14 protein-coding genes and 1 tRNA gene are annotated in these 14,493 nt (G+C 63.6%); 6 read left to right on the top strand and 9 right to left on the bottom strand.

The window, feature by feature from the left end:
• The 7 genes from AC52Q4_RS10225 to AC52Q4_RS10195 all read right to left on the bottom strand — a co-directional run.
• On the bottom strand, positions 1 to 215 hold a 215-nt coding region (locus tag AC52Q4_RS10225; RefSeq protein ID WP_495536695.1), incomplete at its 3' end, for a hypothetical protein.
• A gap of 13 nt (positions 216 to 228) precedes the next feature.
• Positions 229 to 1,851: an ArnT family glycosyltransferase gene (locus AC52Q4_RS10220; protein ID WP_495536694.1), complete on the bottom strand. Its 1,623-nt coding sequence runs from the start codon at positions 1,849 to 1,851 to the stop codon at positions 229 to 231.
• Positions 1,848 to 2,144 (bottom strand): lipid-A-disaccharide synthase N-terminal domain-containing protein, encoded by a 297-nt coding sequence (locus tag AC52Q4_RS10215; protein WP_495536693.1) that lies wholly within the window; start codon positions 2,142 to 2,144, stop codon positions 1,848 to 1,850. Before AC52Q4_RS10215 ends, AC52Q4_RS10220 begins: the two co-directional genes overlap by 4 nt.
• Complete coding sequence (locus AC52Q4_RS10210; RefSeq protein ID WP_495536692.1) at positions 2,141 to 2,869, bottom strand: glycosyltransferase family 2 protein; 729 nt, start codon at positions 2,867 to 2,869, stop codon at positions 2,141 to 2,143. Before AC52Q4_RS10210 ends, AC52Q4_RS10215 begins: the two co-directional genes overlap by 4 nt.
• A gap of 141 nt (positions 2,870 to 3,010) precedes the next feature.
• Complete coding sequence (locus AC52Q4_RS10205) at positions 3,011 to 5,770, bottom strand: valine--tRNA ligase (protein WP_495536691.1); 2,760 nt, start codon at positions 5,768 to 5,770, stop codon at positions 3,011 to 3,013.
• Between the two features lie 98 nt (positions 5,771 to 5,868).
• Positions 5,869 to 6,303, bottom strand: coding sequence for a DNA polymerase III subunit chi (locus AC52Q4_RS10200; RefSeq protein WP_495536690.1), 435 nt, complete (start codon positions 6,301 to 6,303; stop codon positions 5,869 to 5,871).
• Positions 6,304 to 6,306: 3 nt separating this feature from the next.
• The gene (locus AC52Q4_RS10195) at positions 6,307 to 7,806 is read right to left on the bottom strand and encodes a leucyl aminopeptidase (RefSeq protein ID WP_495536689.1); all 1,500 of its coding nucleotides are present in this window, start codon (positions 7,804 to 7,806) and stop codon (positions 6,307 to 6,309) included.
• A 173-nt stretch (positions 7,807 to 7,979) separates the two neighbouring features.
• On the opposite strand from AC52Q4_RS10195, the gene lptF reads away from it, so the two are divergent.
• Positions 7,980 to 9,065: an LPS export ABC transporter permease LptF gene (gene lptF, locus AC52Q4_RS10190; protein ID WP_495536688.1), complete on the top strand. Its 1,086-nt coding sequence runs from the start codon at positions 7,980 to 7,982 to the stop codon at positions 9,063 to 9,065.
• A complete protein-coding gene (gene lptG, locus AC52Q4_RS10185) occupies positions 9,062 to 10,138 on the top strand; it encodes an LPS export ABC transporter permease LptG (RefSeq protein ID WP_495536687.1) in 1,077 nt (358 codons plus the stop codon). The genes lptF and lptG overlap by 4 nt, the downstream gene beginning before the upstream one ends.
• A gap of 4 nt (positions 10,139 to 10,142) precedes the next feature.
• Here lptG and AC52Q4_RS10180 read toward each other — a convergent pair whose 3' ends face one another.
• Together AC52Q4_RS10180 and AC52Q4_RS10175 are read right to left on the bottom strand one after the other, a co-directional pair.
• Positions 10,143 to 10,610 (bottom strand): RDD family protein, encoded by a 468-nt coding sequence (locus AC52Q4_RS10180; RefSeq protein ID WP_495536686.1) that lies wholly within the window; start codon positions 10,608 to 10,610, stop codon positions 10,143 to 10,145.
• Between the two features lie 52 nt (positions 10,611 to 10,662).
• Positions 10,663 to 10,738 (bottom strand) — tRNA-Glu (locus AC52Q4_RS10175).
• 111 nt (positions 10,739 to 10,849) lie between these two features.
• Here AC52Q4_RS10175 and pcnB point away from each other — a divergent pair.
• From pcnB to panC, 4 genes are all read left to right on the top strand, one after another.
• Positions 10,850 to 12,157, top strand: coding sequence for a polynucleotide adenylyltransferase PcnB (gene pcnB / locus AC52Q4_RS10170; protein WP_495536685.1), 1,308 nt, complete (start codon positions 10,850 to 10,852; stop codon positions 12,155 to 12,157).
• Complete coding sequence (folK, locus tag AC52Q4_RS10165; RefSeq protein ID WP_495536697.1) at positions 12,154 to 12,648, top strand: 2-amino-4-hydroxy-6-hydroxymethyldihydropteridine diphosphokinase; 495 nt, start codon at positions 12,154 to 12,156, stop codon at positions 12,646 to 12,648. Before pcnB ends, folK begins: the two co-directional genes overlap by 4 nt.
• 111 nt (positions 12,649 to 12,759) lie before the next feature.
• Entirely contained in the window at positions 12,760 to 13,584 is an 825-nt protein-coding gene (panB, locus tag AC52Q4_RS10160; RefSeq protein ID WP_495536684.1) for a 3-methyl-2-oxobutanoate hydroxymethyltransferase, read from the top strand.
• A 12-nt stretch (positions 13,585 to 13,596) separates the two neighbouring features.
• On the top strand, positions 13,597 to 14,457 hold the full coding sequence (gene panC, locus AC52Q4_RS10155) for a pantoate--beta-alanine ligase (RefSeq protein ID WP_495536683.1): 861 nt from the start codon (positions 13,597 to 13,599) through the stop codon (positions 14,455 to 14,457).
• The last annotated feature ends 36 nt before the right edge of the window (positions 14,458 to 14,493 follow it).

Here is a 14,493-nt window from a genome sequence, read left to right as displayed (position 1 = left end):
AGATGCCGATAGGCTTGATTGCGATCATTGGAAGACGCGGTGTAGCTCCTCTTATACTGCGCAAAGCCCATCGCCGTATGTCCTGCCAGTTCGATCGCTGTCTCGTCGAACGCTTCTCTTGCCGGATCAGAGCCTTTCGTCGCACCGGCGGCCATTACGAGAAACGTACCAGCCGCTTTCCCGCGTTCATCGCCAGCTTCCTCCCGCTGGGTCAATTGTCAAGAGATTCTAGTCCATTTGTGGAATGAGTTCCGCGCGCTGCGCGAGCACTGCGCTCGGCCAGATCGTCAGCCAGTCGTTGCGATAAGGCTGTATGTACTCGGGTTGCAGGCTCCCTTTCAGAGGAGGCGGACGGTCGAAATAGGCCACGATATAGCCGCGGGGATGCGTATGTGCCCAGCTCAGTACCTCCTCGGCGCCGATTACGGTTATCGGCGCCGTCAGGCGGCCGAGGAATTGAAAGCGGTTGTGATATTTGCCGACGTGAGCGACGGGTGTGCGGTGGGTTTGCAGGGAGCCGACGATGCGTGCCGCGCCGCTTAGATCATAGTAAGGCGCCGCGGGTCGCCCGATTCCGATCAGCAAGACGGCGACCAGCGCGATTGCAGATCCGGCGAGCAACCGCGCTTGGACCTCCAGACTGCGCATCGGCAACATGGCGATGAGCGCACAGCTTGCCACCAGGAGCGCAGTGACGGGCGAGACGGCGGCGACCCAGTCGGGCAAATGCTGAAAGTTTGTGCTTCGCGCCGGGATCCAGAGCAGGATTCCGGCGACGATGAGCATCGCTGCAGCGACCGGCCACTGATCTCGCCAGTCGTGGCGCCGGCACGGCGCGCGCTCGAGACCGCGTGCCGCCAAAAGCGCAAAGGCGGGCAACAGCGGCAACAGATAGTGGATCTGTTTGCCGCTGACGAGACTGAAGCCAGCCAAGGTTGGCAGCAACCAGGCCAGCAAAAAGCGTGATTGCCACTCGCCAGCGTGGCGTAATCCCGCGAGCGCTCGCCATACCGGCGGCCATAATGACCATGGGAAAAGCGCCAGCGGCAGCCACGGCAGGTACCAGTAAAAGGCGTGGCGATGGGCGAACGAGTCGACCAAACGTCCCGCGCTTTGTTTCCAAAAGATGGCCTGAGCGTAACTGTTGCCGCCCCACAGCGCCGCAGGGGCCGCCCAAGCCAGGGCTATTGTCCCGCCGAGCGCCAGCGCTGCCAGCAAACCCGCATACCAGCCCCGCCAACCCATGCTCTGCCGGTGTGGGTGCCAGATGGGCGCAAGCATCGCCACCGGTAGCGTGTGCAGCAAAACGACCGGTCCCTTGGCGAGTATGCCCAGACCTACACCGATGCCGGTCAACACCCACCCGCGACGCGTTCGATCGCAGGCCGCAGTCGCGATCCCCGTGACGGCAATGAGCACGCAGGCGGCAAGCAGGACATCGAACATGACGATCGGAGTCCACACGCTCCAGAGCAAGCTGGCGAGCAGGATCGTCGGCGCGAGATAGGCGGTGGTGCCTTGCTGTTGTGGCCAAAGCCGCTGCGCCAAACGTAACGTGAGATAGAGGCCGAGCAACGAGCACAGTCCCGTGGCGAGGCGCGGCCATACCTCGCTCACACCGAATACCAGCCAGCCGGCCTGCAACAGCCAGAACAGCAGCGGCGGCTTTTGGGCGTAAGGCGTGCCGTTGTTGAGCGGCACGAGATACTCACCGGCGTGAAACATCTCCCAGGCGACACCGGCATAGCGGGTCTCATCAATGGCGAGCAGGCTGAATGTCGTCAACGTGGCCGCGAGCAGCACGCTGCAGGCGCTGAACCACAGAAGCGGGTAGCCAATGCGGCGGTTCACTCCGTTGTCCCTTTACTCGCGGCCGCCGGCTCGCGTTCGCAGTGCAGAAAATAAAGGTTGCGGGCGTAGATGAACAGGCCGCCGAGCTGGCCGACGATGAACACCGGATCCTGGCGGTGTACCGCGTAGGTGAGCAAAGTGGCGCCGCCGGCGATGCTGAAATACCAGAACTCCACGGGGACCACGCTGCGGCGGATCCGCTCACTGCGCAGCCACTGCACCAGAAATCGCAAAGAAAACAGTGCCTGACCGGCAAAGCCGACGGCTAGCCAGACCATGGACTCGTTGCTCATGGCGTATCCTCCTCGATAGCGGCGATGCAGGGCCGACGCTGGAGCCACATCACACCCCCCAAGTCCACTATGCCGGCGACTAGCCGGTCGATGAGCCCGTACTTCGAGTAGCCGTGCAGTCTCGGACGGTGGTTCACCGGTACCGTGACCACCACGCCGCCGTCCCGCCGGATCAACGCCGGGAGAAAACGGTGCATGTGGTCAAAATGGGGCACCCGCAGCAGCGCATCACGGCGAAAGAGCTTGAGTCCGCAGCCGGTATCGACGGTGTCGTCGGTGAGAATGCGGCGGCGCACCGCATTTGCGATCCAGGAGGCGGCTCGGCGCCGCCAGCCGTCGGCGCGGCGCATGCGCTGACCGGCAATCATTTCCAACTCACCCGGTAGATCCCGCGCCGCATCCCGTGCCTGTAGGAGTCTCGGGATATCCATGGGGTCGTTTTGACCGTCACCGTCGAGGGTAACGATCCAGCGCGCGTTCGCGGCGCGAATTCCGCTCAGCAACGCCGCGCTCTGGCCGCAGTTGCTCAGATGGCGAATGACGCGCAGCCGTGGGTATTGCGCGCGCAGCGCGCGCAGCCGCTCCCGGGTGCGGTCGGTGCTGGCATCGTCGACGCAGATCACTTCGTAATCGCCGAAGCCCCGCAGGGCTGTGCTCACCTCCGCGACCAGGGGCTCGATGTTTTCCTCTTCGTTGTATACGGGGATTACGACAGTCAGGTCCATGCCCAGACCTCAATGATGAATTTCGCGCTCCACCGCGCCGCGGTATTCCCGGGCCCCGTCAGGGCGATCCGCCGCGCAGCCACTAGCCGGCCCCATCGCTGATAGCTGGTAACCGTGCGCGATGCCCCACGCGCAACCGGACTAGATGGCCTGCACGCGCTGGTACTGTCGGTCGAGCCGGCCCAGGGCCGAGCGCAGCTCAGCGAGCTTGGCGCGTTCCTTCGCCACCACCGCTTGCGGTGCTTTGGCGACGAAGTTCACATTGGCCAGCTTCTGTTCCGTTCGCTCCAGATCGCGGGCTAAGCGCTGCCGTTCTTTTTCCAGTCGTTGCAGCTCAGCCGAGGTATCGATCAGGCCCGCCATCGGCACAAGTATTTCAAGCTCTCCAACCAGCGCGATGGCGGATTCCGGAGCGGTGTCGTCACTGTCCAGATAGGTGATGGACTCGAGCCGGGTCAGGGTATCCACGAAAGCGCGGTTATCGGTCAATCGCTGCCGCTCCGCGGCGCTCGCATGGCGCAAGAGTACCGGTATCGCGCGAGCCGGTGGAATGTTCATTTCACCGCGGATTCGACGCACCCCGAGTACGAAGGACTGCAGCCAGGCAAGCTCCGCCTCGGCCGTTTCATCGATCCGTTCGGCCGCGGGCTCGGGGTAAGGCTCGAGCATGATCGTTTTACCCTCTCGCCCGGCCAAAGGCGCGACGCGCTGCCATATTTCCTCGGTGATGAAAGGCATGAACGGATGCGCCAGGCGCAGTACCGCTTCCAGGACGCGCACCAGGGTGCGTCGTGCTCCGCGTTGCTGCGCCGGGTCGTCGGAGCGCTGGAGAACGGCCTTGGAGAGCTCCAGATACCAATCGCAGTACTCGTCCCAGATGAACTCGTAGAGCGCCTGCGCGGCGTAGTCCATCCGATAGCTGCGGATACCGTCGATGACGCTCTGCTCCGCCCGTTGCAGCCGCGAGATGATCCAACGATCAGGCAGTGTTAGCGTAATGGCGCGCCCATCGAGGCCGACATCGTGCTCCTGCGTGTTCATCAGTACGTAGCGCGCGGCATTCCAGAGCTTATTGCAGAAATTCCGGTAACCCTCGACCCGGCCGCGGTCGAAGACGATGTCACGGCCGGTGGTGGCGAGCGAGGCGAAGGTGAAGCGTAGCGCGTCGCTGCCGTGCGCGACGATGCCGTGCGGATAGTGCGCGCGTGTGGCGCGTTCGATGGCCGGCGCGAGCTGAGGCTGCATCAGCCCGGTGGTGCGTTTGGCGACCAGCGCATCGAGCTCGATGCCGTCGATGATGTCGAGCGGATCCAGGACGTTACCCTTGGATTTGGACATCTTCTGGCCGTCGGCATCGCGCACGAGCCCATGAATGTAAACTTCCCGAAACGGCACGTCGCCCATGAAGCGCACGCCCAGCATGATCATGCGCGCCACCCAGAAAAAGATGATATCGAATCCGGTAACCAGCACGCTCGTGGGATAATAGCGCCGCAACGCCTCGGTGGACTGTGGCCAGCCCAACGTGGAAAATGGCCAGAGGGCAGAAGAGAACCAGGTGTCCAGGACGTCCTCGTCCTGTTGCAGCGCCATGTCGCCGAGACCGTATTTGTGGCGAACCTCCGCCTCGCTGCGGCCTACGTAGACATTGCCCCCCGCATCGTACCAGGCGGGTATCCGGTGACCCCACCATATTTGGCGACTGATGCACCAGTCCTGGATGTTGCGCATCCAGTCGAAATAGGTCTTGGTCCAGTTCTCCGGTAGAAAGCGAACCCGTCCCGATTCCACCGCGGCAATCGCCGGCCCGGCCAGCCGCTCTGCCTTCACGTACCATTGATCGGTGAGATAAGGCTCAATGACCGCACCGCTGCGGTCGCCGCGGGGGACCATCAGGCGGTGGGCGTCGACGCGCTCGAGCAAATCAATCGCCCGCAGGTCTTGCACGATCTTCTCGCGCGCCTCGAAGCGATCGAGTCCACGGTAGGCCGCGGGCGCATTGTCATTGATCCGAGCCGCGGCCGTGAAGATGCTGAGCAGCGGCAGATCGTGGCGCTGGCCGACGAGGTAATCGTTGAAATCATGCGCGGGGGTGATTTTGAGACAGCCGGTGCCGAACTCGGGGTCCACGTGTTGATCGCCGATAATCGGAATTTCGCGCCCGCTGAGCGGCAGCCGCACGGATTCGCCTATAAGGTGAGCATAACGCGGATCTTCGGGGTGCACCGCCACGGCCGTATCGCCGAGCATGGTCTCGGGGCGGGTGGTGGCGACCACCAGGTGGGCGTCGCCGCGCGTCAGAGGATAGCGGATGTGCCACAAGTGTCCCGCCTCCTCCTGCGCCACCACCTCGAGGTCGGAGACGGCCGTGAGCAACACCGGATCCCAGTTGACCAGGCGCTTGCCCCGGTAAATGACGCCTTCCTCGTGCAGCTGGACGAAAACCTCACGCACCGCGGCGGAGAGGCCCGCATCCATGGTGAAGCGCTCGCGCTGCCAGTCCACGGACGCACCCATCCGCCGCAGCTGTTGGGTGATGGTGCCGCCCGATTGCGCCTTCCACTGCCAGATGCGGTCGATGAACGCCTCACGCGTGAGGTCGTGGCGCGTCTTCCCCTCGGCATTGAGCTGGCGTTCCACCACCATTTGCGTTGCGATGCCGGCATGGTCCGTGCCCGGCTGCCAAAGGGTATCCCGACCCTGCATGCGATGGTAGCGGGTAAGGATATCCATGATCGTATCCTGGAAGGCATGCCCCATATGCAAGGTGCCGGTGACGTTCGGCGGCGGGATCATGATGCAATAGGGCTCGCCCCGGCCGGTCGGCGCGAAATAGCCGCTGGATTCCCACGACTCATACCAACGGGATTCGATTTTGCTTGGATCGTACGTCTTCTCCATGGATGCCCCGGTGGTCTGTTTGCGCGACGAAAGCTATCTACTATAACCCAGTGTGTCCTCTGACGGTTGCCGCGCTCAGCGATGCTGCCGGCATCGAGTCACGGTATCTGCAGGCGATGATAGGTGGGCTGCGCGCCGGCGTTGCGGTAATAACGGAACCGATCGCGCGCCGAGTGCAAGCTGTGCGGCGCGTCGGTGGCGATTTCGGCTATTCGCTTGAGTTGTTGCCAGTGCTCGGGACATTGCGCGGTTAAGTTGATCAGCAAGTCGACCGTCTTGCCCTCGAGCTGTTCGCCGATGACCACCGGCTCGCCATCTGCCCGCGCGGCGTCTGCATGGGGCACGAAGCTTCCCGCCCGGAACGTCCAAAGCCGCTGATCCAGCGAACGCGTCAGCGCCTCTTCGCCGGTGAGTATGAACACCTGGTAGCCTTGCCGATAAGCTTTCTCGGTGAGCCGACAGCAGAAGATCTCGCGCGCTGCGGTGTTCTCGCTTGCCAGTAGATAGAAATCGATGCGCGGAGTCTGCGCCATCGGTCAGGCCCGCCCGCCGGCGCGATCCAGGAGGTACTGCACCAGCAAAGGCACCGGTCGACCGGTTGCGCCTTTTTGTTCGCCGCTTTTCCAGGCGGTACCCGCAATATCCAGATGGGCCCAGCGCTGCTTCTTGGCGAAGCGCGAGAGAAAGCAAGCGGCTGTGATGGTGCCCGCGGCCCGTCCGCCTATGTTCGCCATATCGGCGAAATTGCTCTTGAGCTGCTCCTGATACTCATCCCACAGCGGCAGTTCCCAAGCCCGATCGCCGGCACTGTTGCCCGCGGCCAGCAGCTCATTTACCAAAGTCGGCTGATTGCCGAGCAACCCGTGCGCGTGTTGACCCAGCGCAATGATACAGGCTCCCGTGAGCGTGGCGAGATCAACGATGGTCTCCGGCTCGAAACGCTCGCTGTAGGTGAGCGCATCGCACAGCACCAGACGGCCTTCGGCATCGGTGTTCAGAATCTCCACCGTCTGCCCCGACAGCGTGGTGACGATGTCGCCGGGCTTGCTCGCGTTGCCGTCTGGAAGATTCTCGCTTGCGGCGACCACGCCGACGACATTGGTGGCGAGCTCGAGCTCAGCGATGGCCTGGATGGTACCGAAAACGCTGGCTGCGCCGCACATGTCGAATTTCATTTCGTCCATGGCCTGGCCCGGTTTGAGCGAAATGCCACCGGAGTCGAAAGTGATGCCTTTGCCCACCAGCACATGGGGGCGTGTCTGTTCCCCGGCGCCTTGGTAGTGCATGCTTATCAGCCGCGGCTCCTGGCGACTGCCGCGGGCGACCGAGAGCAAGGCCCCCATGCCCAGATCCTCCATTTCCTTGGGGCCGAGAATCTCCACCCGCAGGTTCTCGAGGCGATCAGCGAGCTCTCGCGCCTGCTCGGCGAGGTAGCTCGGCGTGCAGATGTTCCCCGGCAGATTGCCCAAGTCCTTGGCGAGCGCCATGCCCCGGGCGATGGCAACGCCGTGCCGCGCGGCTCGCTCGCCGGCGCTGAGCTCGCGGCGACTCGGGACACTCAAGGTGAGCTTGCGCAAAGGGCGTCGGGGGGTATCCTGTTTGCCCTTGAGCCGGTCGAAACGGTACAGCGTGTCGGCCACGCCAGTCACGGCATCACGCACCCGCCAGGCGGCATCGCGGCCTTTGACGGCGAGATCCGTGAGGTAGGTGACGGCCTCGACGGCCCCGCTTTCCTGCAATTGGCTCGCCATTGTGGCGATCACCTGGCGGTAGGCGCGATCGTTGAACTCTCGCTCGCGGCCGCAGCCGATCATCAGCACGCGGTCGCACAGCACGTCTGGTACATTGGTCACCAGCAGACTCTTGCCCAGCTTTCCTTCCATGTCGCCTCGGCGCACGAGGCCGGAAAGGAAATTGTTGCTGGCCTTGTCAAGCTGGGCAGCGGCCGAGGAGAGCCGGCGGGGCTCGAAAACCCCGACAACGACGCAGGCAGAGCGCTGTTTCTCCGGACTGCCGCTTTTGACCACATATTCCATCGATGACTCCTTGTGTTCCTTGGAAAAGCAAGTTGGCTACGCTGCTCCTGTAGCGAGTCGCGGAGCGCATTCACCAACGCCGGAAGGGTGGTGAAAGCTCTATCGTAATGCAGTTTCGATCATTTTTTGCACAGAGTAGTGCATTTCGGGGCAGATTTGTGCGCATCAGCCGCGTGAGTCGCTATGTCATCGCAGAAGTCGGTTTAAGCTGGTTGGCGGTAACCGTGGTTCTGCTCGTGGTGCTGTTGACCAACCGGTTCATCCGGTTCCTTGCCGATGCCGCCAGCGGGGATATTCCGGCCAATCTTCTTTTCGCGCTGCTCGGCTTGAAGGCTCTGGCCAATCTGGGCACCGTGCTGCCGGCGAGTTTTTTTCTGGCGATCATAATGGGCCTGGGGCGCTTGTACCGCGACTCGGAAATGGCGGCACTGGCCGCCTGTGGTGTCGGGCCGCGGGAACTCTCGCGGGCGTTGTTGCTATTGGCCGTACCGCTGGCGCTGCTGGTGGGTTATCTCTCGCTGGTATTCGGTCCCTGGGCCGAGCATACGGCGCAGCGCCTCGTGGCGGAGGCCCAGCAGTCGAATCGTCTGCAGGGCGTGCGCCCGGGGCGGTTTCTCGACTTCGGCCGCGGGGCGACGGTGGCTTATGTCGCCTCGGTGGACGCGGAGGGCGTCATGCACGGTGTCTTCGCTCGCGCAGAGCAGGGCGGGCAGCCGGTGCTGATAGCGGCCGAACGGGCCCGGCGGGAGGTGGATCCCGAGAACGGAGAGCGCTTTCTTTTGCTATTGGACGGATATCGCTATCAGGGCGTACCCGGCCAGCGCGAGTGGCGGGTGGTCCGTTTTCGTCAGCACGGCGTGAGCCTGGGCACCTCCCAGCCGGTGCAATTCACCGCCCACCGTGATGCGCTCTCCAGCCGCGAGCTTTGGCGCACCCGAGGGCCGGCCGCCGCAGCGGAGTTGCAATGGCGGCTGTCGATGCCGCTGGTCACGCTGGTGCTGTGCGTGCTGGCATTGCCGCTCAGCAAGAGCGCGCCACGTGAGGGGCGCTACGCGAAGCTCCTGACTGCGGTTTTGGTCTACGTACTTTACTTCAACCTTCTCAAGGTCGCAGAAAAGCTGCTGAGTCAGGGGCATTATCCGCAGATCTTAGGGTTGTGGTGGGTACACGCGCTCATGCTGGGTGTGGCCTTGGCCGCATTGCAGCATCGGTTTCGCATCCTGCACCGGCCGCCGGCGGTGGGCGGGAAAAAAAGATGAGGCGCATCGACCGCTACATCGCGCGGAACGTAACCGCCGGCACGTTGGTCGTGCTGCTGGTGATCGTCTCGCTCGACTTTTTGTTCAGCTTCATCGATGAGAGTCAGGACAGCGGTCAGGGCGGTTACACGACATGGCTAGCGCTGATCTATGTGGTTCTGACCACACCCTACAGTGCCTATCAGGCATTTCCGTTCGCCACGCTGATCGGCAGTCTGGTCGGCCTGGGCGGGCTGGCGGCGCGTTCCGAGCTCGTCGTGATGCGCGGCACCGGTATGTCGGCGCTCGCCATCGCGCGTCCGATGGTGCTCACCGGCTTGGTGCTCGCTTTGGTGGCCATGGGAATCGGTGAGTGGCTGGCGCCGCGAACCAACCGCTTGGCGACGGAGTTGCAGGCCAACGCCATGGGTGGCTCGTTGTCGGCGGGGGGCGAATCGGGTTTCTGGGCACGCGACGGGAAACGCTATGTCCATGCCCGGCAAGTGCCCGAGGCGGACGTCCTCGAGGATATCCAGATCTATGCGTTCCAAGGCGCGCGGTTGGAATACATCATGACTGCCTACCGGGCCCAATACGACGATGGTGTCTGGGTGCTGCGGGCACCGGTGACCACGAAGTTTGCCGCGGGCGGCACTATCGAGGTCAGCCGTGCGGCCAGCGTTCGCTATCGCAGCGAGCTCAAGCCCGATATGCTCGACGTGGTGGTGGTCGAGCCGGAGGTCCTACCGCTCACCGAGCTATGGACCTACAGTCGTTACCTGGAGAACAACGAACTCGATAGCAGCCGCTACCGGCTGGCTTTTTGGGTGAAGGTCTCTACGCCGCTCGCTACCGTGACCATGTTGCTGCTGACGGTGCCGTTGGTATTCGGATCATTGCGCAGCGCCAACATGGGCCAGCGTATCTTCATCGGCGTGCTGATCGGCATCGCCTACTTTTTGCTGAATCGGCTGCTCAACCGTGCTGCGATGGTGTTCGGCCTGCCGCCACTGGCAAGCGCGCTGGGACCGACGGTGCTGTTCCTGGGTGTTGCGCTCGCCGGGCTCATGCGGCTCTCGCGCCGCAGTGTTTGAACGCTCAGCTCGCCCGTGAGCGGTTCATCACCACGCGGGTGGCGGAGAGACGATCGTGCCAGGCCAAGCGGTCACGGTCGATGAGTACCCAAAGCACCCCGAGGCCCAGCGGCAGCCACGCGAGCAGCGCGGCGAAGAAGCGCCACGCCGCGTCACGCCAGCGAAGCCGCTCGCCGTCGGCCCGGATCAGGCTGAGCCGCCAGGCCTGCATGCCCAGGGTACAGCCCGCGCAGCCCCAAAAGCCCACGAAAAAGGCGAATGCGACCACCAACAGGCTGAGCTGATAGGCGTGATAGAGCGGGGAGCCGGGCCGAATCGCCTCACCGTGCGCGGCCGGAAGCCAGAGCGCCGTTGCCAGCATCCACAGTGCAAGCAGCACCAAGGCGTCGTAGAATACGGCCGCCAGGCGTCTGAACAAGCCGGCCGGATGCGGTTCGCGCAGGGGCTGGTGGGGCAGGGTATCGCTTGTCATGCAGGCGGCATAGTTGCGTGGCCTTTGCGGTGGCTGATGTCTCGCCGGGCAATGGCGCTCCCACGGGGATTTGAACCCCGGTTTCCGCCTTGAGAGGGCGGCGTCCTAAACCGCTAGACGATGGGAGCGTGGTTGAACTTGGCGATATCAGTGCGGCATTGTGCGAAGCCAATCCTGCACCTTGGCACAAGGCTTGTTATTATACGCACCCTTAGCGTGCGGACAAGTCGTGGGAGTACGTGACGGAGCTTGCTGCCATTCACCACGATCCGGTCATCATCCCCCGATCCGAGCACGGCATCTCGCGGGCCGATATCAGTCGCAACGCACTCAAGGTGTTGTATCGATTGAACGGTGCCGGGTATGCCGCCTATCTGGTCGGCGGTGGGGTTCGCGACCTCTCCCTCGGCCGGGAGCCAAAGGACTTCGATGTCGCCACCAATGCAAGACCGGAGCAAGTAAAGGAGCTGTTTCGCAACTGTCGCCTCATCGGTCGACGCTTTCGTCTGGCGCACGTGCATTTCGGTCGGGAGATCATCGAGGTGGCCACCTTCCGGGCTCTGCACAAGGCCGGAGACGCGGACGAGGGCGCCCGCGTGCTGGAGGACGGGCGGGTTTTGCGTGACAACGTGTTCGGTACCATAGAAGAGGATGCGCTGCGTCGCGACTTCACCGTAAACGCCCTTTACTACAATATCGCTGACTTTACGCTGGTCGACTACACGGGCGGGATGGCCGACTTGCGGCAAGGCGTGCTGCGGCTGATCGGCGACGTGGAGCAGCGTTACCGGGAAGACCCGGTGCGTATGCTGCGTGCCGCGCGTTTCGCCGTGAAGCTGGGTTTTCGCATGCACCCGCAGACAGCTGCGGCGATCCCGGCCATGGCGCACCTTCTGGCCCAAATTCCCCCGGCGCGGCTCTTCGATGAGGTGCTCAAGCTGTTCGTCACGGGAATGGGGCTCGAAGGCTTCGAGTGCCTGCGGCACTATGGCCTTTTCGGCCACCTTTTTCCCGACACCGAAGCGGTGCTGCTCGAAGATGAGTTCGGCAGTGCGCTTGCCTTTCTCTCCCATGCGCTCGCCAATACGGATCGCCGGGTCGCCGAGGGCCGACCGGTAACGCCCGCTTTCTTGTTCGCCGCGCTGTTGTGGCCAGCCATTTCACAACGCCTCGGCGCGCCGGCGCAAAATGCCGCCGGGTCGACTGCGGTGATCCAGGAAGCCGCCGGCGAGGTCTTGAAAGATCAGTTGCGTAGCGTGTCGATACCCAAGCGTTTTTCCATTCCCATGCGCGAGATATGGTCGCTGCAACCCCGCTTCGAGCGCCGTGCCGGCAAGCGCTCGCTGCGGTTGCTGAGCCATCCGCGGTTTCGTGCGGCTTATGACTTCATGCTGTTGCGTGCCGAAGCCGGAGAATTCGACGCGGAGTTGGCGCAATGGTGGAGGCAGCTGCAGGAGGCGCCCGTGGAGCAGCGCGCGGAAATGGCCGCGCGGCGCCGGCGCTCCGGTCCGCGGCGCGCTCGGCGCAAGGACAGTGACACGGTCTGATGGCAGCACGGGTGCGCGTTTTCATCGGCCTGGGCAGCAACTTCTCCGGGCCGGTGAGGCAAGTACGTCAAGCGCTCCGGGCGCTGAATCGATTGCCCGGGTGCCGATTGCAGGCGCAGTCCACGCTTTATCGCAACCCGCCGATGGGTCCGGGGTGGCAGCCGGATTACGTCAACGCGGTCGCTGAGCTGCGCACGAATCTCAGCCCCCGCGCGCTGCTCGCGGCGTTACAACGGATCGAATCGCGGCAGGGGCGCAAGCGCGGCCTATTGCGTTGGGGGCCGCGCACGCTTGACCTCGACGTTCTGGTCTGGGGAAAGCGACGGCTGGCCTTGCCGGGACTCCGCGTGCCGCATCCTGGCATCGCCCATCGCGCGTTCGTGCTATTCCCGCTTGCCGAACTCGCGCCCGGACTTGACGTGCCGGGATACGGGCGTATCGAGCACTTGCTCGCCGGCGTGGATCGCCGCACATTGACGCGAGTTCGTTGAGCGCTCGCATTCATGCCGACGAGCCCGCCGGTTCGCCTGCGCCGACGCCGCTTCAATCCGGCGCCGTTGGCGCTGTAAAGTAGCGCTTTGCCAGGCTAGGGGGCCGAGGTCATGGACGTCGAGAAGTCGGGTAAACGCATTGCGCCCGCTGTGAACGTCACGCGGTTGCTGCGGATGAAAGCCGCCGGCGAGGCGATTGCCTGCCTCACCGCCTACGATTACAGCTTCGCTTACTTGATGAACGATGCCGGTATCGACGTGATTTTGGTCGGTGACACCCTCGGCATGGTCATCCAAGGGCATGAGACGACGTTGTCCGTGACGGTGGATGACGTCGTCTACCATACCCGATGCGTTGCCTCCGCCTGCAGGCGTTCGCTGATCATGGCCGACATGCCGTTCATGAGCTATCCCGATGAGCCCACCGCACTGCGCAACGCCGCCCGGCTTATGCAAGAGGGGGGCGCCCGCATGGTGAAACTGGAAGGAACGGTGGATCAGGCCCGTATCGTGGCGGCGCTCACGAAGGCGGGCATTCCGGTCTGTGCGCATTTGGGGTTATTGCCGCAGCGCATCCACAAGCTCGGTGGCTATAAGGTGACAGGGCGTGACCGGGCGAGTGCTCGCGTCATGATCGACGATGCCCATGCCCTGGAAGCGGCGGGCGCGGACGTGCTGCTGCTCGAATGTGTCCCCGCCACGCTCGCGGAGCGGTTGGCGCGCGAATTACGCATTCCGGTCATTGGCATCGGAGCGGGACCGGGTTGTGACGGCCAGATACTGGTGCTCCAGGACCTGCTCGGCATTACGCCCGGGCGGCCGCCGAAATTCGCCAAGGACTTCATGGCGGGGGCAGCTGGCATTCATGCCGCCGTAGAGGACTATGTGGCGGCCGTCAAGGCGCGTCGTTTTCCGGGCGAAGAACATTGCTTCTAATAGGAATGGTGCATGCAAGTCGTCCAGCAGATCCCGGAGCTGCGGGCGCGGGTGCGTTCCTGGAGAGCCCAGCAGCTCACGGTTAGCTTCGTGCCGACTATGGGCAATCTGCATGAAGGCCATTTGGCGTTGGTCAAGGCGGCGCGCCAATACGGCGATCGCGTGGTGACCAGCGTATTCGTCAACCCGACCCAGTTCGGACCGGGGGAGGATTACGCCACTTATCCGAGGAGCCTGGAGGAGGACCGCGCTCAGCTCCAGTCGCTGGGAGTCGATGCCCTGTTCGCTCCGTCGGTCCCGGAGCTCTATCCGGAGGGCACCGACGGGCACACTCAGGTGGAGGTCACGGCGCTCTCCAGCATTCTCTGCGGCGCTAGCCGAGCGGGGCATTTCACGGGGGTCGCGACCGTGGTGGCCAAGCTGCTCAACATCGTGCAGCCGGATGTCGCCGTATTCGGTCGTAAGGACTATCAGCAGCTGCTGGTGGTTCGGCGTATGGTGGCGGATCTGAATCTGCCCGTGCAGGTGATCGGAGTGGAGACCGTGCGGGAACCCGACGGCCTTGCCCGCAGCTCGCGCAACGCTTATCTGGCGCCCGCGCAACGCGGGTTGGCCCCTGAGCTCTACCGTATGTTGAAAGCGCTGGCACGCGCGCTGCAGGAGGGGGAATCGGATCTTCGAGGACTCGAGGCGCGAGGCCGTGAGATGTTGCTGCAAAGCGGAATGCGCCCGGAATACGTGGCCATCCGACGCGGCGCAGATTTGCTCGAACCGCGTGATGACGATACTGAGCTGGTTGTGTTGGCGGCCGCCTGGCTCGGCGAAACGCGGCTGATCGATAATGTGGAGCTCTCGTTGAACCGCCGCGACTGACCATGGATAATATGTTGCTCTGCAATATGCGCCGAG

Source organism: Nitrococcus sp., assembly GCF_059432795.1.
Note: the sequence above shows the minus strand (reverse complement) of the source record. Positions and strands in the feature narration are given on the sequence as shown.